At 67.2% G+C, this 21,909-nt stretch carries 20 protein-coding genes and 1 tRNA gene; 9 read left to right on the forward strand and 12 right to left on the reverse strand.

Annotation, left to right across the window (positions count from 1 at the left end):
- Window positions 1–123: 123 nt before the first annotated feature.
- Window positions 124–1,971 (forward strand): extracellular solute-binding protein, encoded by a 1,848-nt coding sequence (locus J3367_RS14710; protein WP_024350675.1) that lies wholly within the window; start codon window positions 124–126, stop codon window positions 1,969–1,971.
- Between the two features lie 41 nt (window positions 1,972–2,012).
- Here J3367_RS14710 and J3367_RS14715 read toward each other — a convergent pair whose 3' ends face one another.
- From J3367_RS14715 to J3367_RS14725, 3 genes are all read right to left on the reverse strand, one after another.
- Window positions 2,013–2,663, reverse strand: a complete 651-nt coding sequence (locus J3367_RS14715) for a hypothetical protein (RefSeq protein ID WP_060576898.1) — start codon at window positions 2,661–2,663, stop codon at window positions 2,013–2,015.
- Between the two features lie 202 nt (window positions 2,664–2,865).
- Window positions 2,866–6,372, reverse strand: a complete 3,507-nt coding sequence (gene mfd / locus J3367_RS14720; protein WP_024350673.1) for a transcription-repair coupling factor — start codon at window positions 6,370–6,372, stop codon at window positions 2,866–2,868.
- On the reverse strand, window positions 6,369–6,665 hold the full coding sequence (locus tag J3367_RS14725) for a succinate dehydrogenase assembly factor 2 (protein WP_421461483.1): 297 nt from the start codon (window positions 6,663–6,665) through the stop codon (window positions 6,369–6,371). Before J3367_RS14725 ends, mfd begins: the two co-directional genes overlap by 4 nt.
- Before the next feature lie 94 nt (window positions 6,666–6,759).
- Here J3367_RS14725 and recG point away from each other — a divergent pair, with 94 nt between their 5' ends.
- Window positions 6,760–8,862, forward strand: a complete 2,103-nt coding sequence (recG, locus tag J3367_RS14730; protein WP_024350671.1) for an ATP-dependent DNA helicase RecG — start codon at window positions 6,760–6,762, stop codon at window positions 8,860–8,862.
- Between the two features lie 24 nt (window positions 8,863–8,886).
- Here recG and J3367_RS14735 read toward each other — a convergent pair whose 3' ends face one another.
- From J3367_RS14735 to J3367_RS14750, 4 genes are all read right to left on the reverse strand, one after another.
- A complete protein-coding gene (locus tag J3367_RS14735) occupies window positions 8,887–9,597 on the reverse strand; it encodes a DUF502 domain-containing protein (protein ID WP_024350670.1) in 711 nt (236 codons plus the stop codon).
- A gap of 128 nt (window positions 9,598–9,725) precedes the next feature.
- Entirely contained in the window at window positions 9,726–11,552 is a 1,827-nt protein-coding gene (gene glmS, locus J3367_RS14740) for a glutamine--fructose-6-phosphate transaminase (isomerizing) (RefSeq protein ID WP_024350669.1), read from the reverse strand.
- Between the two features lie 129 nt (window positions 11,553–11,681).
- Complete coding sequence (glmU, locus tag J3367_RS14745) at window positions 11,682–13,046, reverse strand: bifunctional UDP-N-acetylglucosamine diphosphorylase/glucosamine-1-phosphate N-acetyltransferase GlmU (protein WP_024350668.1); 1,365 nt, start codon at window positions 13,044–13,046, stop codon at window positions 11,682–11,684.
- Window positions 13,047–13,201: 155 nt separating this feature from the next.
- Window positions 13,202–13,957, reverse strand: coding sequence for a cytochrome c biogenesis CcdA family protein (locus tag J3367_RS14750; protein WP_029703131.1), 756 nt, complete (start codon window positions 13,955–13,957; stop codon window positions 13,202–13,204).
- Window positions 13,958–14,196: 239 nt separating this feature from the next.
- On the opposite strand from J3367_RS14750, the gene J3367_RS14755 reads away from it, so the two are divergent.
- From J3367_RS14755 to J3367_RS14770, 4 genes are all read left to right on the forward strand, one after another.
- A tRNA-Lys gene (locus J3367_RS14755) sits at window positions 14,197–14,272 on the forward strand.
- A 194-nt stretch (window positions 14,273–14,466) separates the two neighbouring features.
- Window positions 14,467–14,823 carry a hypothetical protein gene (locus J3367_RS14760; protein WP_024350666.1) on the forward strand — a complete coding sequence of 119 codons (357 nt, stop codon included), beginning with the start codon at window positions 14,467–14,469 and terminating at the stop codon, window positions 14,821–14,823.
- Between the two features lie 218 nt (window positions 14,824–15,041).
- A complete protein-coding gene (locus J3367_RS14765; protein WP_060576900.1) occupies window positions 15,042–15,296 on the forward strand; it encodes a hypothetical protein in 255 nt (84 codons plus the stop codon).
- Window positions 15,297–15,413: 117 nt separating this feature from the next.
- The gene (locus tag J3367_RS14770) at window positions 15,414–15,680 is read left to right on the forward strand and encodes a hypothetical protein (RefSeq protein ID WP_024350664.1); all 267 of its coding nucleotides are present in this window, start codon (window positions 15,414–15,416) and stop codon (window positions 15,678–15,680) included.
- A 36-nt stretch (window positions 15,681–15,716) separates the two neighbouring features.
- Here the strand turns inward: J3367_RS14770 and J3367_RS14775 are convergent, their stop codons facing one another.
- Window positions 15,717–17,117 (reverse strand): TrkH family potassium uptake protein, encoded by a 1,401-nt coding sequence (locus J3367_RS14775; protein ID WP_024350663.1) that lies wholly within the window; start codon window positions 17,115–17,117, stop codon window positions 15,717–15,719.
- A gap of 280 nt (window positions 17,118–17,397) precedes the next feature.
- On the opposite strand from J3367_RS14775, the gene J3367_RS14780 reads away from it, so the two are divergent.
- The 3 genes from J3367_RS14780 (at window position 17,398) to J3367_RS14790 (ending at window position 18,453) form a co-directional block, all read left to right on the forward strand.
- Window positions 17,398–17,580 (forward strand): hypothetical protein, encoded by a 183-nt coding sequence (locus tag J3367_RS14780; RefSeq protein WP_148233791.1) that lies wholly within the window; start codon window positions 17,398–17,400, stop codon window positions 17,578–17,580.
- A gap of 124 nt (window positions 17,581–17,704) precedes the next feature.
- Window positions 17,705–17,920, forward strand: coding sequence for a hypothetical protein (locus J3367_RS14785; protein ID WP_024350662.1), 216 nt, complete (start codon window positions 17,705–17,707; stop codon window positions 17,918–17,920).
- A 110-nt stretch (window positions 17,921–18,030) separates the two neighbouring features.
- Window positions 18,031–18,453 carry a DUF4864 domain-containing protein gene (locus tag J3367_RS14790; RefSeq protein ID WP_029703127.1) on the forward strand — a complete coding sequence of 141 codons (423 nt, stop codon included), beginning with the start codon at window positions 18,031–18,033 and terminating at the stop codon, window positions 18,451–18,453.
- Between the two features lie 40 nt (window positions 18,454–18,493).
- On the opposite strand, the gene tgt is transcribed toward J3367_RS14790, so the two are convergent.
- The 4 genes from tgt to J3367_RS14810 all read right to left on the reverse strand — a co-directional run bounded on the left by tgt (window position 18,494) and on the right by J3367_RS14810 (window position 21,890).
- Window positions 18,494–19,627, reverse strand: a complete 1,134-nt coding sequence (gene tgt, locus J3367_RS14795) for a tRNA guanosine(34) transglycosylase Tgt (protein ID WP_024350660.1) — start codon at window positions 19,625–19,627, stop codon at window positions 18,494–18,496.
- Window positions 19,624–20,715 carry a tRNA preQ1(34) S-adenosylmethionine ribosyltransferase-isomerase QueA gene (gene queA / locus J3367_RS14800; RefSeq protein WP_024350659.1) on the reverse strand — a complete coding sequence of 364 codons (1,092 nt, stop codon included), beginning with the start codon at window positions 20,713–20,715 and terminating at the stop codon, window positions 19,624–19,626. The genes tgt and queA overlap by 4 nt, the downstream gene beginning before the upstream one ends.
- A 20-nt stretch (window positions 20,716–20,735) precedes the next feature.
- Window positions 20,736–21,206: a peptidylprolyl isomerase gene (locus tag J3367_RS14805; RefSeq protein ID WP_024350658.1), complete on the reverse strand. Its 471-nt coding sequence runs from the start codon at window positions 21,204–21,206 to the stop codon at window positions 20,736–20,738.
- A 126-nt stretch (window positions 21,207–21,332) separates the two neighbouring features.
- A complete protein-coding gene (locus J3367_RS14810; protein WP_024350657.1) occupies window positions 21,333–21,890 on the reverse strand; it encodes a peptidylprolyl isomerase in 558 nt (185 codons plus the stop codon).
- Between the last annotated feature and the right edge of the window lie 19 nt (window positions 21,891–21,909).

The following is a 21,909-nucleotide window of genomic DNA, read 5'->3' on the forward strand; positions in this document are numbered from 1 at the left end:
TTTCGCAAATACGGCAGTTTGAAGACTCCCGGCCGAATGAGCCGCGCGTCCCGCCGGTAGGCAAGCTGATGCTTTCCCGCTAGAATCGCGGCCCTACAGAACTCCAGGAGTCGATCGAACCGTATGCGGATCATTTCTGCCGCCACAGGCCTCAGCGCGCTTCTCGCCCCGTTCTGCGTCGCGGTCGCGCTCGGCGCCGCGTCACCGGCCGTCGCCGAACCGGCCCATGCCATCGCCATGCAGGGCGAACCGACCTTGCCGGCGGATTTCGACCATCTGCCCTACGCCAATCCGGACGCGCCGCAGGGCGGGACCATGCGCTACGGCGTCTTCGGCACCTTCGACAATCTGAACCCCGTCATCGTGCGCGGCGCGCTGACCACGGCCCGCGGCCTGTGGTTCGACAAGCAGTTCGGCAATCTCGTCTTCGAGCCGCTGATGCAGCGCTCCATGGACGAGCCCTTCACCATGTACGGCCTCCTGGCCGAGACCATCGAGACCGACGACGCGCGCAGCTTCGTCGAGTTCCAGCTCAATCCCGAAGCGACCTTCTCGGACGGCAAGCCCGTGCGCCCGGAGGACGTTCTCTTCACCGTCGAGATGCTGCGCGAGCACGGCCGCCCGATGTACGCCAACTGGCTGCGGCCGGCCGTGGAGATAGAGAAAGTCGGCGAGAACGGCGTCCGCTTCACCTTCGACGACACGGCCGACCGCGAGACGCCGATGCTGATCTCGGGCCTGCCGGTCCTGCCCGAACACGCCTTCGACCGCGACACCTTCGAGCAGACGACGCTGGAGCCGGTGATCGGCTCCGGGCCCTACGTGATCGACACGGTCGAGCCGGGCCAGCGCATCGTCTACCGCAAGAACCCCGCCTATTGGGGCAAGGACCTGCCGGTGAAGCAGGGCTTCGACAATTACGAGACCATCGCGATCGAGTATTTCCGCGACGCCAACGCCCAGTTCGAGGCCTTCAAGAAGGGGCTCTCCCACATCTATATCGAGGGCGACCCGAACCACTGGCGCACCGCCTATGACTTCCCGGCGGTGACGAGAGGCGACGTGGTGCTGGAGAGCTTCACCTCCGGCGCCCCCTCCAACATGCTCGGCTTCGTCTTCAACACCCGCCGCGACGTCTTTGCCGACCGCGCGGTCCGCAAGGGCCTGTCGATGCTGTTCGATTTCGAATGGGCAAACCACAACCTCTTCTACGACGCCTATGCGCGCACCGGCAGCTTCTTCCAGAATTCGGAACTGTCGAGCTTCGGCAGGCCTGCCTCCGACGAGGAGCAGACGCTTCTCGGCGACCATGTCGACGCGGTCGATCCGGAGGTCCTGGACGGCAGCTACGCGCCGATGCAGACCGATGGCAGCGGCAGCGACCGGAAGGCGCTGCAGGCGGCCGTGTCGGCCCTGCGCGATGCCGGCTACCAGTTCGAGGGGCGCTCGCTGATCGGCCCCGACGGCAAGCCCCTCGCCTTCGAGATCCTCGTCCAGTCGTCGGAACAGGAGCGCATCGCGCTGGCCTACAAGCGGTCCCTCGACCGGGTCGGCATCCAGGCCACCATCCGGCAGGTGGACGATGCCCAGTATCAGGCGCGCAAGAACGCCTATGACTACGACATGATCCTCGCCACCTATTCGGCGTCGCTCTCGCCCGGCGCCGAACAGGTCTATCGCTGGGGTTCGGTGTCGCGCGATCTGCCCGGCACGTTCAACTATGCCGGCGCCGCCGATCCGGCGCTCGACACCATGATCGGCGAGATCGTCGGGGCGCGCTCGCGCGAGGACTTCGTGACGGCGGTGCGAGCCTACGACCGGCTGCTGATCTCGGGCTATTACGTCCTGCCGCTGTTCCATCTGCCGGAACAATGGCTGGCACGCTGGAAGTTCATCCAGCATCCCGAGACGACGCCGCTCTACGGCTATCAGCTGCCGGCCTTCTGGCGCGATCCGGCCAGCGTCGAATAGCGACGCCGGCCGCTCAGGCAGCAGGCCAGAGCGTCAAGCGATCAGCGGGGCCCGGTCTCGGTCGCCTTGTCGTGCGTCGCGGCCTCTGCGTCGCCGGTCTCAGCAGCCGGCGGCTGGACAGGACCCTCCGGCACCGCCGGTAGTGCATCCGGCTCCGCCAGCGGATCCGCGGCGGCCGGAGCTGTGGTCGCCGCATCCGCCGGCCGCGTCGGACCGAAGGGCGCCACGACCTCGCTGACCGGCACCGCGAGGTTCATCGGCAGCAGCCGCCCGACCTTGGCCGACAGCCCCATCATCGTCTTCGACAGAAACCGGCCGATCCGCCCCTCCGGCGTACAGACGAGGGTCTCCAGGCTGCCGTCCCCGGCCCGTTCGCCGGTACAGGCCACCGCATCCGCCAGCCGCACGTCCTTCGGCTCAAGGCCGATGAATTCCAGCACGGCACCGTTGCTGCCCGGCTGACAGCCCATCTGGAAATCCAGCCGCACCTCGTTCGGCGTCGAGGCAAAGCGCGTCACGGTGTGGCGGCTCTGGTTCCAGCGCAGATTGGTGTCGATGGGGATGAAGCTGGGGATCGGGAATCCGACGAGCGCCGAAACGACCCTCAGATCGAATGCCAGCGACGTACAGACGCCGGCCTCGTTGAGCCGGCCCTCGATGGTCTGCAGGGTTACCGCATCGGCGTCGACCATCTGAGCCCGTACCGGCACGGCGCCTGAGACGGCGGCCACCATGACGGCGGATGCCAGAAGGCGGGCCGGCCGCAGCCGAGGCGATGAGGCGGGGAAGCGAGACATGGCTCGCTTGAAGGACAGTCTCGCGGCAAAATTGTGAGTAGCATCTCCAGCGGCTGAAGCGCCGCCGGAGTCGCGCAGGACCCCGGGAAGACCGCCCTCAGGCGGCCTTCTTCTGCCCCTCTTCGGCAAAGCGCGCGAGCTGGGTGGCGATGGTTGCCGCGCCGTTCAGCCGCTTCTCCGGTGTCGGCCAGTCGCGGATCAGCACCACCGACTGGTCGGCGCGGATCTTGGCCGAGGCGCCCTGCTCCGAAATATAGCGCACCAGCGCGCCCGGATTGGGGAAGCTCTTGTCGCGGAAGGTGACCACCAGGCCCTTCGGCCCGGAATCGAGCTTCTCGATATTCGCCTTGCGGCACAGCGACTTGATGAAGACCACCTTCAACAGATGCTCCACCTCGGTCGGCATCGGCCCGAAGCGGTCGATCATCTCGGCGCCGAAGGCGTCGATCTCGCGGGCGTCCGAGAGATCGGCGATGCGCCGGTACAGCGTCATGCGAAGCTGCAGGTCCGGGACGTAGCTCTCGGGGATCATCACCGAGGTGCCCAGTGCGATCTGCGGCGACCACTGGCCGTCGCCGGCCCTCTCCTCGCCCTTCATCTCGGCCACCGCCTCTTCCAGCATCTGCTGGTAGAGCTCGAAGCCGACTTCCTTGACGTGGCCGGACTGCTCGTCGCCGAGGATGTTGCCGGCGCCGCGCTGGTCGAGATCGTGGGACGCGAGCTGGAAGCCCGCCCCGAGCGTGTCGAGCGACTGCAGCACCTTCAGGCGACGGTCGGCGCCCTTGGTCGGCGTCTTGTTCGCCGGGATCGTCAGGAGCGCATAGGCGCGGACCTTGGACCGGCCGACCCGGCCGCGCAGCTGGTAGAGCTGGGACAGGCCGAACATGTCGGCGCGGTGGACGATCATCGTGTTGGCCGACGGGATGTCGAGGCCCGATTCGACGATCGTCGTCGACAGCAGCACGTCGTACTGGCCCTCGTAGAAGGCGTTCATGATGTCGTCGAGCTCGGTCGCCGCCATCTGGCCGTGCGCGACGGCCACCTTTAGCTCCGGCACCTCGGCATCGAGGAAGGCCTTCACGTCGGCGAGGTCGGAGACCCGCGGGCACACATAGAAGCTCTGGCCACCGCGATAGCGTTCGCGCAGCAGAGTCTCGCGCACCACCAGCGGGTCGAAGGGCGACACGAAGGTCCGAACCGCCATGCGGTCGACCGGCGCCGTGGTGATCAGCGACAATTCCCGCACGCCGGTCAGCGCCAGCTGCAGGGTGCGCGGGATCGGCGTCGCCGACAGGGTCAGGACGTGGACGTCCGACTTCAGCTCCTTCAGCCGCTCCTTGTGCTTGACGCCGAAATGCTGCTCCTCGTCGATGATCAGCAGGCCGAGATTCTTGAAGTCGACCGCCTTGCCGAGGAGCGCATGGGTGCCGACGACGATGTCGACGGTTCCGTCGGTCAGCCCCTTCTTGGTCTGCGAGAGCTCTTTCGACGAGACCAGCCGCGAGGCCTGCGCCACGTTCAGCGGCAGGCCGCGGAAGCGCTCGGAGAAGGTCTTGTAGTGCTGGCGCGCCAGCAGCGTCGTCGGCACCACCACGGCCACCTGCAGCCCGTTCATCGCGCCGATGAAGGCCGAGCGCAGCGCCACCTCGGTCTTGCCGAAGCCGACATCACCGCAGATCAGCCGGTCCATCGGACGGCCCGCCGCCAGATCGTCGGCGACCGCGTCGATGGCGTTGAGCTGGTCCTCGGTCTCCTCATAGGGGAAGCGGGCGGCGAACTCGTCCCACAGCCCTTCCGGCGGCAACAGCCGCGGTGCGCCGCGCATCTGGCGGGCCGCCGCGATCCGGATCAGGCCGTCGGCCATCTCCAGTAGCTGCTTCTTTAGCTTGGCCTTGCGGGCCTGCCAGGCGCCGCCGCCCAGCTTGTCCAGCATCGCCTCGGAGCCTTCGCCGCCATAACGCGACAGAAGCTCGATATTCTCGACCGGCAGGAAAAGGCGGTCGTCGCCCTGGTAGCGCAGCTCCAGGCAATCATGCGGCGCGCCGGCCGCCTCGATCGTCTTCAGGCCGACGAAGCGGCCGATGCCGTGGTCGACATGAACGACGATATCGCCCTCGTCGAGGCCCGAGGCCTCGGCGATGAAATTGGCGGCGCGCTTCTTGCGGCCACGGCGCACCAGGCGGTCGCCCAGGATGTCCTGCTCGCCGACGATGGCGAGATCGGGCGTCTCGAAGCCGGCCTCGACGCCCAGCACCGCCGTCATGACGAGGTTCTTCGGCGCCTCGTTGACCTTCTTCAGGCTGTCGGCGGCCTTGATGTTCTCCAGCCCGTGCTCTTCGACGACCTGGGTCAGGCGCTCGCGCGACCCCTCGGTCCAGGCCGCGAGCACGACCCGCTTGCCGCCGGCGCGCAGCCTTCCGATGTGGTCGACCGCCGCCTGGAAGACGTTGACGTCGCCGCTGGCGCGCTCGGCCGCGAAGCTGCGGCCGCGGGTGATGTCGATGTTGAACACGGCGTGGTTGGCCGCGTCGCTCGCCGCATAGGCCGACAGGCGGATCGGGTCGCTGCTGGCGATGCCGCCCGCCAGTTCGTCCTGCGAAAGATAGAGATCGTCCGGTTCGACCGGATTGTAGGGCACGGCTTCGGCGCTGGATTCGCCGGCACCGCGCTTGCGGGCGTCGTAATGGTCCTCGATCGTCGTGCGTCGTTCGGCCACCGATTCCAGCGTCAGATGGTCGAGGACCATCGGGAACCCGGCGCAATAGTCGAACAGCGTGTCGAGTTTCTCGTAGAACAGCGGCAGCCAGTGCTCCATGCCGGAGAAGCGCTTGCCCTCGCTGATCGATGAGTACAGCGCGTCCGAGCGCAGCGGCGCGCCGAAGCGCTTGACGTAATTGCCGCGGAACCGGCTGATCGTCTCCTCGCGGAGCGTGACCTCGGAGACCGGCGCCAGTTCGAAGCTCTTGAGCTGCCGGATTGTGCGCTGGCTGGCCGGATCGAAGGCGCGAATCGTCTCCAGCGTGTCACCGAAGAAGTCGAGCCGCACCGGCTCTTCCTCGCCGGGCGCGAACAGGTCGAGGATACCGCCGCGCACGGCGAACTCGCCGCGTTCGCGCACGGTCGCCACCCGCTCGAAGCCGCCCCGTTGCAGGGCACGGACGATGTCTTCCATGGCGATGCGGTGGCCCGCCTTGGCGGAGATCATCTCCTCGGCCAGCACATCTGCCGGCGGCATCTTCTGCAGCAGCGCATTGGCCGTCGTCAGGATCAGCGCCCGGTGCGGCGCCAGGCGCAGCGCATTGATCGCCGTCATCGCCGACAGGCGCCGCGCCGCCGCGTCGCCCGACGGGCCGACGCGGTCATAGGGCAGGCAGTCCCAGGCCGGCAGGGTCAGGACCGGCAGGTCGGGCGCGACGAAGCGCAGCGCGTCTTCCAGCGCGGCGACCCGGTTGCCGTCGCGCATGACGAAGACCACCGGCGTCTTGCCGCCGCGCAGACGCACGATGTCGGCGAGCAGGAACGCCTCGTAGCCGTCGATGACGTTGCCGATCTCGACACCGGCACCCTTCTCGATCGCCTTCTTCAGCGACGGAGGCAGGCTCATGGCTGATCCTCCCAGCCGGTGCTGTAGAAGTCGCGGATGCGGCGGAACACCGCCGTGTCATGATTCGGCGGCGTCGGCGCTTCGCCGGTCAGCCACTGGAACAGGTCGCGATCCGGCGCTTCCATCAGCTGCTCGTACTCGGTGAGCTCGTCATCGGTGAGCTTGTCGATCTCGGCATCCGCGAACCGGCCGAGCACCAGGTCCATCTCGCGGATGCCCCGATGCCACGAGCGGAACAACGTCTTGCGGCGGCGGACATCGAGATCGCTCGAGGAGCGCTGCATACCAGTCATGGCAAACCCGTTTTGTGAATTCGGCCTCTATATAGGGAGCGTTCGGGCCTGTCAGCCTTGCCATCGGCATCCATGCGGCTAAACCTGCCGCCCGATGCGCCCTTCGATCCTCGACCCGCTGTTTGCCGCCGTCACCACGCTGGAAGGCGTGGGACCGAAAGTCGCGGCCCAGTTGCAGACCCTGCTCGTCGGCAATGGCGCCGAGGTGCGAGTGCGCGATCTCCTGTTCCATCTGCCGAGCGGGCTGATCGACCGGCGCAAGCGCGCCGAGATCGCCACCGCGCCGGAGGGCGGCATCGTCACCCTGACGGTCCGCATCGACCGGCACCAGGCTCCGGGCCGCGGGCAGAAATCGGTACCCTACCGCGTCTTTGCCCAGGACGAGACCGGCGAGATCGCCCTCACCTATTTCCGCGGCCAGTCGGCGTGGCTGGAAAAGCTGCTGCCGGTCGGCGAGACGATGATCGTCTCCGGCCGCGTCGAGTGGTTCAACGGCCGCCCGTCCATGGTCCACCCCGACTTCGTCGCCACCCTCGAGGAAGCCGAGACCCTGTCGCTGGTAGAGCCGGTCTATCCGATGACCGCCGGGCTCTCGCCCAAGCTCCTGCGCAAGGCGATCGCCCAGACGCTGGACCGTCTGCCGACGCTCGACGAATGGATCGACCCGGCAGTCGTCGCCCGCGAAGCCTATCCGGACATTGGCAGCGCGCTCCGCCGCCTGCACGACCCGGAGGACGAGACCGACATCGCCCAGGCGGGACCGGCCTGGTCGCGCCTTGCCTATGACGAATATCTCGCCAGCCAGCTGGCCCTCGCCTTGTCGCGCCAGCGCATGAAGAAGGCCCGCGGACGGCCGCTCGTCGGGACCGGGCGGATGGCCGGCCTTCTGCGCGCGGCACTGCCCTTCACGCTCACGGAGGGGCAGGAAGCGGCTATCGCCGAGATCCACACGGACATGGCCGCGCCGGACCGCATGCTCCGGCTGCTGCAGGGCGATGTCGGCTCCGGCAAGACCGTCGTCGCGCTGATGGCGATGGCCGCGGCGGCCGAAGCCGGCGCCCAGTCGGCCCTGCTCGCCCCGACCGAGATCCTTGCCCGCCAGCATCACGATGGCCTGTCGAAGCTCTGCGAGGCGGCCGGGCTGTCGATCGTGCTCCTGACCGGCCGCGACACCGGTCGCGCCCGTGCCGCCAAGCTCGCGGCCATCGCCGCCGGCGAAGTGCAGGTTGTCGTCGGCACCCATGCGCTCTTCCAGGAAGGCGTCGACTATGCCGATCTCGGCCTCGTCGTCGTCGACGAGCAGCACCGCTTCGGCGTCCACCAGCGCCTCAGCCTCACAGCCAAGGGACGCGGCGCCGACCTCCTGGTGATGACCGCCACGCCGATCCCGCGCACCCTGGTTCTCGCCGCTTTCGGCGACATGGACGTTTCGCGGCTGAGCGGCAAGCCGGCGGGGCGCAAGCCGATCACCACCGTCGCCGTGCCGATGGAACGCCTTTCCGACATCGTCGGGCGGGCCGCCAGCGCCATGGATGCCGGCGAGCGGCTCTACTGGGTGTGTCCGCTGGTGGAGGAATCGGAAAAGAGCGACCTGATGGCGGCGGAGGAGCGCTTCCGCCAGCTCCAGGCGCATTTCGGCGACCGGATCGGCCTCGTCCATGGCCGCATGAGCGGCGAGGAGAAGGACGCCGCCATGGCCGACTTCAAGGCGGGGCGCACCCAGCTCGTCGTCGCCACCACGGTCATCGAGGTCGGGGTGGACGTGCCGGACGCCACCATCATCGTCATTGAGCATGCCGAGCGTTTCGGCCTCTCGCAGCTCCACCAGCTGCGCGGCCGGGTCGGGCGCGGATCGAAGGCCTCGTCCTGCGTGCTTCTCTACCGGGCGCCGCTCGGCGAGACCGCCAGCGCCCGCATCAAGGTGATGCGCGAGACCGAGGACGGCTTCCGCATCGCCGAGGAGGATCTGAAGCTGCGCGGCGAAGGCGACCTGCTGGGCACCCAGCAATCCGGCATGCCCTATTTCCGCATCGCCTCGATGGAACACCATGCCCGGCTGATGGAGGTTGCGCGCGACGATGCGAGGATGATCCTGACCCGGGATCCAGAACTCACCTCGCCGCGCGGCGAGGCGCTGCGGGCGCTGCTCTATCTGTTCGGCAAGGACGAGGCGATCCGGCTGCTGCGCTCCGGCTGAGGCCGAAGGCGATCCGCGTCCGCGTCAGTCGACCGGCTCTGCCTGGCGATCGGCCGGGGCCGGCTCGGCCCGCACCAGCCGCGACGCCTCGGCCACCGTCATCGGCTTGCCGCGCACCGCGCCGCCCTCTTCGGGCGAGACGAGGCCCGCCGACACGACCAGCTTCAGCGCCGCCTCGATGCTCATGTTGAGAATGCGCACGTCTGCCCGGGGCACGTAGAGCAGGAAGCCCGAGGTCGGGTTGGGCGTCGGCGGCAGGAAGATCGCCAGCATTTCCTCGCCCTGGTCCGACAGGACCGTCTTGATCTCGCCACTGGCCGTGGTCGCCACGAAGACGATCGCCCACATGCCCTTGCGCGGATATTCGACGAGCCCGGCAGTCTTGAAGGACGAGGACCGGTCGGCCAGCACCGTCTCGAAGATCTGCTTCAGGGCGGTGTAGACCGTGCGCACCAGCGGCATCCGGCCGAGCAGATGCTCGCTCCAGTTCACCAGGGTCCGGCCGATGATGTTGGCGGTCAGAAAGCCGATCGCGGTGATCAGGAACAGCGCCACCAGAAGCCCGAAGCCGGGGATGGCGAAGGGCAGATAGGCATCCGGCGTGTATTGCGTCGGGATGTAGGGCTTCACCCAGCCATCGACCCAGCCCATGAAGGACCAGGTGATCCAGGCGGTGATCGCAAGTGGCGCGCAGACGATGAAGCCGGTCAGGAAATAGGTTCGAAGCCGCGTCATGGCCGTTGTCTGCTCCAGCGCCGCTGCGGCGCACCATCAAAGGCCTGCGCCTCGCTCAATCGAGACTCACTTGCCCCCATGGCGAATGCAAGGCAACTCTTTTCGCAGGTGCGAAGAGTGCCGAACCGTCACTCCACGGTGACCGACTTCGCCAGGTTGCGCGGCTGGTCGACATCCGTGCCCATCTGGATCGCCGTGTGATAGGCGAGCAGCTGCAGCGGGATGGCGTAGACGATCGGCGTCAGGATCTCCGGCATGTCCGGCAGGACGATCATCTGCGCGCCCTCCACCGCGCCGCTCGCGGCGCCCGAAGCATCGGTGATCAGGATGATCTCGCCGCCGCGGGCCGCCACTTCCTGCACGTTGGAAATGGTCTTCTCGAAGCTGCGGTCGTGCGGTGCCACGACGACGACGGGCATGGTTTCGTCGATCAGCGCGATCGGTCCGTGCTTCAGTTCGCCCGCTGCATAACCTTCCGCGTGGATGTAGCTGATTTCCTTTAGCTTCAGCGCGCCTTCCAGCGCGAGCGGATAGGAGAAGCCGCGGCCGAGGAACAGCGCATGCGACTTGGTCGCCATGTCCCGTGCCAGCCGCTCGATCGTCTCCTCCAGACGGATCGCCTCGTTGGCGAGCCGCGGCGCCTCGGTTAGCGTGCGGGTCAGCTCCAGCTCGCGCTCGGGGGTGATCACGCCGCGATCGACGCCGGCGCGAATTGCGAGCGCGGCCAGTGCCATAAGCTGGCATGTAAAGGCTTTGGTCGAAGCCACACCGATTTCCGGTCCGGCCAGCGTCGGCAAAACGAAGTCCGATTCCCGCGCGATGGTCGATTCCTGAACGTTGACGATCGCGGCGGTCTTCAGCCCCTGCGACTTGGCGTAGCGCAGCGAGGCCAGCGTGTCCGCCGTCTCGCCGGACTGCGAGACGAACAGGGCCAGGTCGACATCGCCCAGCGGGCTTTCCCGGTAGCGGAACTCGGACGCCACATCGAGGTCGCAGGGAATGCCGGCAAAGCGCTCGAAATAATAGCGCCCGACGAGCGCCGCGTAGAATCCGGTACCGCAGGCCGACAGCGCAATGCGGCGGATCTTCGAGAAGTCGAGATCCTGGCCGTCGGGGATCCGTGTGCGCCCGCTCGACATGTCCACGAAGGCGCCGAGCGTGTGCGACAGCACCTCCGGCTGCTCGTAGATTTCCTTCTGCATGAAGTGCCGGTGGTTGCCCTTGTCGACATAGAAGGCCTTGCCGACCGACTTGCGGATCGGCCGCGTCACCGGGCGCCCGTCCTCGTCGAAGATCGAGACGCTGTCATGGGTGAGGACGGCGAAGTCGCCCTCTTCCAGATAGCGGATGTCGTCGGTGAAGGGCGACAGGGCGATGGCATCGGAGCCGAGATACATCTCGCCCTTGCCCTCGCCGATCGCCAGCGGGCTGCCGCGCCGGGCGCAGATCAGAAGGTCCTCGTTGCCGTTGAACAGGAAGCCCAGCGAGAAGGCGCCTTCCAGGCGCTGCAGCACGGTGTGGACGGCGTCCTTGGGCGACTGGCCGCGCTCCAGCTCGCGCGTCACCAGATGGGCGACCGTCTCCGTGTCGGTCTGGCTTTCGAAGACGATGCCCTCGGCTTCCAGCTCGGTGCGCAGCTCGCGGTAGTTCTCGATGATGCCGTTGTGGACGATCGCCAGCCGCGGCGTCGCATGCGGGTGGGCATTGGCCTCGGTCGCCGCGCCATGGGTCGCCCAGCGGGTGTGGCCGATGCCGATCGTGCCCTTCAGCGGATGGTCGGCGAGCCGTGCCGCCAGATTGACCAGCTTGCCCTCGGCGCGCAGCCGCGTCAGCGCCCCGTCTTCCAGCGTGGCGACGCCGGCGGAATCATAGCCGCGATATTCGAGCCGCTTCAGCGCGTCGACGAGACGGTCGGCCACCTGTTCGCGGCTGATGATGCCGATAATTCCGCACATGGACTGGTTCCCGGATTGGCTGGATGAGGCGGTGGAAATGGGAGCCCGGAGGGCGGGCTACGCAGCGCAACCTAGACGAAATGCGGCGCTGCGGTGATTCACGAATGGTATCGCGAAATTACGAAGCGGTCAGGCCTTGCCGGCGGCCTTTGCGGCCTTGGCTGCCCGGTTGCGCTCGGCGATCTCGCGGCCGCGGCCGGGCTTGGTCACCTGGCGTTCGCGGGCGATGGCCAGGGCCCCGTCCGGCACGTCGTCGGTGACGACGCTGCCGGTGCCCACATAGGCGCCCTCGCCGATGCGCACCGGGGCGACCAGCGCCGAGTTCGACCCGATGAACGAGCCCGCGCCGATCTCGGTCCGGTGCTTCAGCGCGCCGTCGTAATTGCAGGTGATGGTCCCGGCGCCGATATTGGCCGCCGCGCCGACGCTGGTGTCGCCGATATAGCTGAGATGGTTGACCTTGGCGCCGACGCCGATTTCGGCGTTCTTGACCTCGCAGAAATTGCCGACCTTGGCGTCTTGCGAAAGGTCCGCACCCGGCCGCAGCCGTGCGAAGGGGCCGACCGAGGCATCGGGGCCGACATGACACCCTTCCAGATGGCTGAAGGCGTGGATGGTCGCGCCGGCCTCGACCCGGACGCCCGGACCGAAGACCACCTGCGGCTCGACGAAGACGTCGGGTTCCAGCTCCGTGTCGTGGCTGAAGAAGACGCTTGCCGGATCCTGAAGGGTGACGCCGGAGAGCATCACTTGTCGCCGCCGCGCGCCCTGCCAGAGGGCCTCGACCTGCGCCAGCTCCTCGCGGGTGTTGACGCCGAGCACCTCGCTGGCGTCGGCCTCGATGGCGCGGACGCGGCGCCCCGCATTGCGGGCGATCGCGACGAGATCGGTCAGGTAATATTCGCCCTTGGCATTGGCGTTGCCGATCGCGTCGAGCATGGCCAGCGCATTGTCGCCGCGAAACGCCATGACGCCGGCATTGCAGAAGCCGACCCGACGCTCCTCGGCATCGGCGTCCTTTTCCTCGCGAATGGCGACCAGTTCGCCCTCCGCCTCAATCAGTCGGCCATAGCCGGTCGGGTCAGCCGGACGGAAGCCGACGACGCAGACATCGGCCCCGTCGGCCAGCGTCGCCCGGGCTCGCGCCAACGTGTCGGCGCCGATCAGCGGCGTGTCGCCGAAGAGAACGAGGATGTCGCCGAACCCCTTTTCCAGTGCCTCGCGCGCCGCCAAAACGGCGTGGCCGGTGCCCAATCGCTCGGTCTGCTCATGGGCGGCGACGCTGGCGATCTCGCGGCGCGCGGCATCGGCGACGCTCGTTCCGTCCCGCCCGACGACCAGCGCGACATCGTCGGAACCGGCCGCCCGGGCGGCGCGCACCACGTGACGGATCATCTCCAGGCCAGCCACCTTGTGCAGGACCTTGGATTTCGACGACCGCATCCGCGTGCCTTCACCGGCGGCCAGAATGATCGACAGGCAGCGTCTCGCCATCTTGCACTCGCGTTTTTCGCGTGGATCTCGCAGCACGCCTTAGCACGGGGACCGGCGCGCGTTCAGGGGGAACGTTGCGGCAAGGTAAAGCGCGGCACGAGGATGCCCACCGGCAACGCATCGCGACGCAGCGGTGGCGGTCCCGCGCGGGGCCGCTAGCCGATGGTCTGCAGCGCCGGGAAGGTTTCCAGCAGCCAGAACGACATCGTTTGCATGCCACCGGTCAGGAACAGGAGGCCGGTGACGACGAGCAGGCCTCCCATCGCCTTTTCCACGGTCGCCAGATGCGCCCGGAAACCGTGCATCCAGCGGAAGAAGGCTCCGGAAAAGGCTGCGGCCAGGATGAACGGGATGCCGAGGCCGGCCGAATAGAAGCCCAGCATCAGGGCGCCCTCGCCCACCGTGTTCTTCGCGCCCGCCAGTCCGAGAATCGCGCCGAGCACCGGACCGATGCAGGGCGTCCAGCCGAAGGCGAAGGCGAGGCCCATCAGATAGGCGCCGAGAATGCTGCGCGGCTTGTCGGGTGCGCTGATCCGCGCCTCGCGCGACAGGAAGGACAGCCGGAAGACACCGAGGAAATTCAGTCCCATGACGATGATCGCCACGCCGGCGACCATGCCGAGCCAGTCGAGATTCTGCCGCAGCAACTGGCCGATCGTGCTGGCGCCGGCCCCGAGCATGATGAAGACGGTCGAGAAGCCGAGGACGAAGGTCACCGAGGTCGCGATCAGCCGGCCATAGCTGGTCGTTCCCATCTGACGGCCGGCCCGCAGCTCGTCGGCGGAGACGCCGGCCATGTAGCACAGATAGGGCGGCACCAGCGGCAGGACGCAGGGCGACAGGAAGGACAGCGCGCCGGCGAAGACCGCGGTCGGATAGGAAAGTTCGGCGAACAAGGGACCTGCCTTCATTGCGGGAGACGTTCGGCGAGGGCGGCCAGCACGCCCATATGCTCGGCGCGCAGGCTGCAACTTGGTGGCGCCGCCCTGTCCCTTCGGGCGGACGACAACGCCGCCGCCTTCTAGGCGTCCCGCCCGCCTGCGGCAAATCGCAAAACCGTCAGTGAGAGGTCAGAAAGACGGTTGACCGTGAGGGGGCGCCTTTCTATGGTCCGCGCGCTGCTCCCGGGACGCCACCGCCCCGGGGGTCGGAGCGCGTAGCTCAGTTGGTAGAGCAACGGACTTTTAATCTGTAGGTCCAGGGTTCGAGTCCCTGCGCGCTCACCACAATTCTAGCACCGCAATTACTGATGCATCGGACGCAGATTTCGCGCGCCGGTCCTTCGGTCTCCTGAGCCGAAAACATGTTTCTGCTGGTCGTCAGTACACCAGTACGGCGGCCTTTTGCTGTCGTAACAACCCCTGATTGACTCTCGGATAGCTCCGCCACAGTGTCGCCTCGTTCAGAATCGGAGATACATGTGAAGCGAGTTTTATCTATTGTTTGCGTGGGGTTCGCCGTCACAGGCTGCGCAAAGCGGCCCGATGCGATTCTACCTGTCGACGTGCCGATGGCTGCATACGGCAACCTGAATTGCGAGGCTCTCTTGCAAGAGCATCTCCGTGAGCAAAGCGCTCTCGCGACCATCTCACAGCAGCAGAATCAGGCCGCTACCGGCGATGCGGTTGGAGTGTTTATGCTCGGGGTCCCCGTTTCGAGTACGTTCGGCGGCGACAAGGAAGGTCAGGTCGCTGTGAGCAAGGGCAAGGTCAACGCGATCGACGCAAATCTGCGCGCCAAGAATTGCCGCGCTTCAGCCGCGGGTGCGGCGAGTTAGGGATCGAGATGTCGGCGCCGCCCCAAGGCGGCGCCGATCATGCCCATACAGGTCGAGGGCTTCTGCGAGCACCGGTTCCCGGTAAAATTTGTCACTCGCCTCGTTCGGAACCGGCAATCGACCGAGTTCTTTCGCGACCAGCCCAAGCACCGGTCGCATGCCGGGCCGAACAGGCGTAATCGGTACGGTCGAAGGTGATCACCACCGAGGGAACGACCATGTCCGCCAGCAAGCTCTTCATCGTGCAGCAATTCGTCAAGCAGGGCCGCCGCCTCGGCAATGGCCAGACGATGCAGTTCAAGACCGCCGAGGAAGCCCGCCAGCGGGCCGACCGCGACGGAACGCGCCTTGGCCATGTCGTCGGCGTCGTGGCGGTCGAGCAAACCGTGGACGTGGAAACCGGCGAGGTCCTGGAAGAGCCGGTCGTGCTGACCCGCCATGGCGAGGTGCCGGCGGAAGTCGCCGGCGAGTAGCCTCGACAGGTTTCGCAATATCCCATCAGGTGCTGCAGCGGCTGTCTCCATTGCGCGGGCCGCCCGGTGCCAGCGCTGTTCTCGCTTTCCATTGGACCCGAAACGTCGGCTCGCACGTTGCTGCGCGAGAACCGGGGCAACCTGTTCGACGGATCCGTCGGCAGCGCATGGCCCGACATCGTTCGCCAAGGGGGAGCCGACATGGACAATCGCGACGAAAGCCCGCGCGAGCGCAGCCGCAACCACGCCGCGATCGGGTGGCTGGCCGTGATCGTCACCCTGGCCGCGATCGGCGCCTTCGTCCTCGCCGAAGGCAGCGGCGATCCGTCGGATGGATTGCAGCCGGGGGCCGCGGCCCCCGCCCCGACCGAACCGGCGCAGTGACCGCACCCGACGGGCGCGCGAAAAATTCGGCCTGTCTCAGTCCACCCAGACGGACGGGAACAGCAGGATCAGCACGGTCACCAGTTCGAGGCGGCCGAGCAGCATATTGATCGAGAGAATCCACAGCGCCGGATCGGGCAGACTGCCGAAATTGCCGGCCGGCCCGATGATCTGGCCGAAGGCCGGGCCGACATTGGCGACGGTGGCCAGCGACCCGGTAAAGGCGGTGGTGAGGTCCAACCCGCACATCGACAGGGCCACCGTGCCGGTGAGCAGCGTGCCGAAGAACAGGAAGAAGAAGATCGTCACCGTCTGCAGGACGTCGGTCGAGATCACCTGGTTGCCGTAGCGCAGCCGCTGCACCGCATGCGGGCGCACCAGCCGGTGCAGGCTGGCGCGCACCAGGAGATAGAGGATCACCAGCCGGTTGGCTTTCACGCCGCCCGAGGTCGAACCGGCGCAGCCGCCGATGAACATCGCCGTGAAGAAGATGCCGATCGCCGCGTTCGACCAAAGCGTATAATCCTCCGACGCATAGCCGGTGGTGGTGATCACCGAGACCAGGTTGAAGGTGGACGAGATCAGCGCCTCGCCGAAGGGCGTGTCGTTGATCGTCCGCCGGCTGGCCGCCAGCGTCAGGCTGAGCACTGCGCAGATGACCAGAAACACCGGGATCTGCGGATCACGCCAGCGCTGGAAGCGCCGCGGCAGGAAGGCACGGATATAGATGACGAAGGGCAGCGCCCCAAGAATCATGAAGACCGTCGCGGCGATCAGGATGGCGTCGCTCTCGAAATAGCCCATCGAGGCGTCGTGGGTGGAGAAGCCGCCGGTCGCCACGGTCGTCATGGCATGGTTGATCGCGTCGAACGCGCCCATGCCCAGCATCACATAGGTCGCCATGCAGGCGATGGTCAGCGCCACATAAGCGCCGAGCAGTCCGGCGGCGAGCTGGTTGACCCGCGGCAGGACCTTGTCGGAACGGTCGGAGTTTTCCATCTGGAACAGCGACAGGCCGCCGGCGCCCAGCGACGGCAGGATCAGGATCGCCATGCCGATGATGCCGATGCCGCCCATCCACTGCATCAGCGAGCGCCACATCAACAGCCCGCGCGGCAGGACGTCGAGACCGGAGATCGCCGTGCCGCCTGTCGTGGTGAGGCCCGACATCGCCTCGAAGAAGGCGCCGGCGTAGGAGAGCTCAAGCGACGAGAAATACAGCGGCAGCGACGCGACCGTCGGCGCAAAGACCCAGATCGTCGTGACCAGCAGGAAGCCATATCGCTGGCTCAGCCGGGCCTGACTTTTCCTCCGCGTTGCCGTCGCCACGAGGGTGCAGAACGCCCCGATCAGGAAGGCCGAGCCGATGAACACCTGCCAGTCGTCGTTCTCGTCGCCGAGATCGACCAGGGCCGGCACGAGCATGGCGGCCGCCACAGCCAGCCCGAAGATCGCCGCGACATGAAAAATGGACTGAAGAATGCCGGCTCCCCCAAGCAGCTTGCGGCATCCGATCCGGCTGCCGAGCGATAGGATTGTCTAGCCAAGCCTGCGCGGATGAGCAATCTGCCCTGTGCCCGCCCGCCCCCATTGCCGGTCAGCGCCGGAGAAACCCCTTTGCGAAGACGGCCTTGGCTCCGCGCCGCGGCATGGCGCCCCCTTGCTTTGGCGGCCGCAAAGGCCGACACCGTGCATATTCCCAAGAAGGACGAATTCCATGGCGTTGCCACGCATGACCCCCGAGAGCCGCGCGCTGCTCGTTCAGCTCAAGCGCGAGCCGGTCGATCTCCCCGCGACGGGCCTCATTCCCGACCTCAAGCAGCTCGGCTTCATCGAGCACCGCGATTCCAAATGGCGCCCGACCCGCACGGGCAAGGATTATCTCAAGACCCAGCGTTGAGGTCTTCCGGCGGGCGTCGACGCCCGCCGGCCCTGGTCCCGCCGGCTGATCCGACGGTGACCCGGCATCTGCATCGGAAGGGCCGCTCCTTGTCTTGATCCGCGTCTGCGCTCAATTACTGGAGATGACCCTCGCACCCCAAAGCCCAGAGCATCAGCACATTCTCGACCGGATCCAGACCGGCGCGGATGCGCTGAACCGTGCCCTCGAAGACGCCGCAGCCGCCGGGTTACGGATCGACCTGCGCCTGACCGATGCGCCGGTCCGGGTCGTGGCGGCACTGGCCACCCATGAGGAAGGCCGCCGTCCCTGCGACCTCAACTCGGCCAACGACGGCTGAGGCGTCGCCTGACGCAGTGTAGTGGCTAGCCTCACGGTAAGTTGCGTGGCGCCCGCTTCCCCCTTGCGGCGTTCGGGCCGATCCTTTCGGTCCGACGAAAGGAGTGCAAAATGCGACGACGGGTGATTTCGGCCGCAGCGGCGGCATTGGTCTGGACAGCGGCATTTGCCGGGCCGGCCGCGGCCGGCGATGCCGACGACATCCGCGCCGCGATCGGCGCCCAGCTCGACGCCTTTCGCGCCGGCAATGGCGTCGAAGCCTATTCCCATGCAGCCCCGAACGTCCGGGCCCTCTTCCCCTCGCCGCAATCCTTCATGGCGATGGTGAAGCAGGGCTACGACCCGGTCTATCGGTCCGAGAGCGCCGTCTTCGGCGCACTGAAGCCCGAGGGCTCCGGCTTCCGCCAGGAGGTGAACCTCACCGATTCGCGCGGGCGAAGCTGGGTGGCGAGCTATACGCTGGAGCGCCAGCCGGACGGCACGATGAAGATCACCGGCTGCACGATCCGCAAGGGCGACGATCTGGCCGTCTGATTTCGGACCGACAGGCAACCGTCCGCCTGCTTGTGCCGGCTCAGCCGTATGGCGGCAGGTCGCCGCGCGTCCAGCCGGCCTTGGTGGCGGCGGCGAAATCGTCGAAGCCGCCCGCCTCGATCGCCGCGCGCATGCCGGCCATCAGCGACTGGTAATAGGCCAAATTGTTCCAGGTCAGCAGCATCGAGGCCAGCGCCTCGTTGGAGCGCACCAGGTGGTGCAGATAGGCGCGCGAATAATCGCGGGAGGCCGGGCAGTCGGAGGCTTCGTCCAGCGGCCGCGGGTCGTCGGCATGGCGGGCGTTCTTCAGATTGACCTTGCCGAAGCGCGTATAGGCGAGACCGTGGCGACCCGCCCGGGTCGGCATAACGCAATCGAACATGTCGATGCCCCGTGCCACCGACTGCAGGATGTCGTCCGGCGTGCCGACGCCCATCAGGTAGCGCGGCTTTTCCACCGGCATCACCGGCAGCGTCTCGTCGAGGGTCGCCAGCATCACGTCCTGTGGCTCGCCGACCGCCAGTCCGCCGACCGCGTAGCCCTTGAGATCCATCGCCGCCAGCCGTTCGGCCGAACGGACCCGCATGTCGATCAGGTCACCGCCCTGGACGATGCCGAACATCGCCTTGCCCGGCTGGTTGCCGAAGGCCTTCGCCGACCGCTCGGCCCAGCGCAGCGACATTTCCATGGCGCGCTCGATCTCTGCGCGCTCCGCCGGCAGGCGGATGCATTCGTCGAGCTGCATCTGGATGTCGGAATCCAGAAGTCCCTGGATCTCGATCGAGCGTTCGGGTGTCAGCTCGTGCTTCGAGCCGTCGATATGCGAACGGAACCGCACGCCCGTCTCGTCGAGCTCGCGCAGGCTGGCGAGCGACATCACCTGGAAGCCGCCCGAATCGGTCAGGATCGGATGCGGCCAGAGTGCGAAATCGTGAAGGCCGCCCAGCCGGGCGACGCGCTCGGCGCCGGGCCGCAGCATCAGATGGTAGACATTGCCGAGGATGATGTCGGAGCCGAGCTCCCGCACCTGGTCGAGATACATCGCCTTGACCGTGCCGGCGGTGCCGACCGGCATGAAGGCCGGCGTGCGCACCTCGCCGCGCGGCATGGTGATCACGCCGCGCCGGGCCTTGCCGTCGGTGGCGATCAGCTTGAACTGGAAGGTGTCGCTCATGCCGTGGCCCGGTCGAGCAGGCAGGCGTCGCCATACGAATAGAAGCGATACTCATTGGCGATGGCGTGGGCGTAGGCGGATTTCATCGTGTCGATCCCGCTGAATGCGCTGACCAGCATGAACAGGGTCGAGCGCGGCAGGTGGAAATTGGTCATCAGCCGGTCGACGGCCCGGAAGCGGTAGCCCGGCGTGATGAAGATGTCGGTGGGGTCGGAAAAGGGCCGGATCGTGCCCTCGACGTCGGCCGCGCTCTCCAGGAGCCGCAGCGACGTCGTTCCGACGGACACGATGCGCCGGCCCTCGCGGCGCGCCGCGTTCAGCCGTTCGGCGCTCTCCTCGGTGACGCGGCCGATCTCGCTGTGCATGCGATGGTCGGCGGTGTCCTCGGCCTTGACCGGCAGGAACGTGCCCGCGCCCACATGCAGCGTCAGATATTCGGTGGCGATATCGCGGGCGGCAAGGCGCGCGAACAGATCGGGAGTGAAATGCAGTCCCGCCGTGGGCGCCGCGACGGCGCCGTCCTCGCGGGCATAGACGGTCTGGTAGTCGGTGCGGTCCTGGGAATCGTCGGGACGCTTCGAGGCGATATAGGGCGGCAAGGGAATATGCCCGACGGCAGCAATCGCCTCGTCCAGCGCCGGGCCGGACAGGTCGAAACGCAGCGAGGCTTCGCCGCCCTCGCCGCGGGTTTCCACCGTGGCTTCCAGCGTGCCTGCGAGGCAGGCATTGCCGCCATGGCCGAAGGCGATGCGGTCGCCGATCTTGACCCGCTTGCCGGGCCGCACGAAGGCCAGCCAGCGATCCGGCGCCTCGCGCATGTGCAGGGTGGCGGAGATCTGGGCGACGCCCTCGCCCTCCACCGAGCCCGGGCGCCGGCGCAGCCCTTCGAGCTGCGCCGGGATCACCTTCGTGTCGTTGAAGACCAGGACGTCGCCCGGCGTCAGCAGCGACGGCAGGTCGCCGACCGTCTGATCGGCCAGCCCACCGGCCGGATCGACGCAGAGCAGGCGCGCGCTCTCACGCGGAGAGACCGGCCGGAGCGCGATCCGCTCCGGCGGCAGCTCGAAATCGAACAGGTCGACGCGCATGCCGGATCGTGTCGCCGGGCCTAGAGGTCGGCTGCGACGCGCATGGTGGTGATGGAGTCCGGATCTTGGACCGGCTCGCCCTTCTTGATCTTGTCGACGTTGTCCATGCCCTCGATGACCTCGCCCCAGACGCTGTACTGGCGGTCGAGCCACGGCGCGCGGTCGAAGCAGATGTAGAACTGCGAGTTGGCGGAGTTCGGGTTGGCGGTACGGGCCGCGGACACCGTGCCACGCTTGTGCGGCTCGGCGGAGAACTCGGCGCGCAGGTCCGGCTTGTCGGAGCCGCCGGCACCGGTGCCCGTCGGGTCGCCGGTCTGGGCCATGAAGCCGTCGATGACGCGGTGGAAGACGACGCCGTCGTAGAAGCCTTCGCGGGCCAGTTCCTTGACGCGGGCGACATGGTTCGGAGCCAGATCGGGCCGCAGCTTGATGACCACCTGGCCCTTGGTCGTCTCGAGGACCAGCGTATCTTCCGGATTGTCGTAGGCCATCTCGTTCTCCTTCGATTCAAACATGCAAAACAGGCGGCTCCGATCACCGGAACCGCCATTCATGCCCTTACTTGGGCGGATTCGCCTGTTGGCACAAGCCTCGGGCGAACCGCGGGAGCGTCAACCTCAGCCGGCGTCGCCGCCGACGGTGACCTTGACCATCGCGTCGGGCTCGTCGACCGAACCGTTCTGGGCCGGATCGCCCTTCTTGATGGCGTCGACGGTCTCCATGCCCGAGACGACGTCGCCGACCACGGTGTACTGGCCGTCGAGGAAGTCGCCGTCGGCGAGCATGATGAAGAACTGCGAATTGGCCGAGTTCGGGTCCTGCGAGCGCGCCATGCCGACGGTGCCGCGGTCGAAGGTCTCGTCCGAGAACTCCGCCTTCAGGTCAGGCTTGTCGGAGCCGCCCATGCCGGTGCCCGTGGGATCGCCGGTCTGGGCCATGAAGCCGTCGATGACGCGGTGGAAGACGACGCCGTCATAAAAGCCTTCCTTTGCGAGTTCCTTGATCCGCTCGACATGGCTGGGGGCGAGGTCGGGCCGCAGCTGGATGTCGATGTCGCCATTCTTGGTGGTGATCACCAGCATGTTGTCCGGATCGGACGACTGGGCGCCAGCAGGCATGGCAAAGGCGGTGGCGGCCAGGGAAACGGCCAGTCCCAGCGATGCGAAAATCTTCATGTCGGACTTACTCCAGCTC

The sequence above is a fragment of the Aurantimonas sp. NFXS3 genome (genome assembly GCF_049132005.1).
Lineage (GTDB): Bacteria > Pseudomonadota > Alphaproteobacteria > Rhizobiales > Rhizobiaceae > Aurantimonas > Aurantimonas coralicida.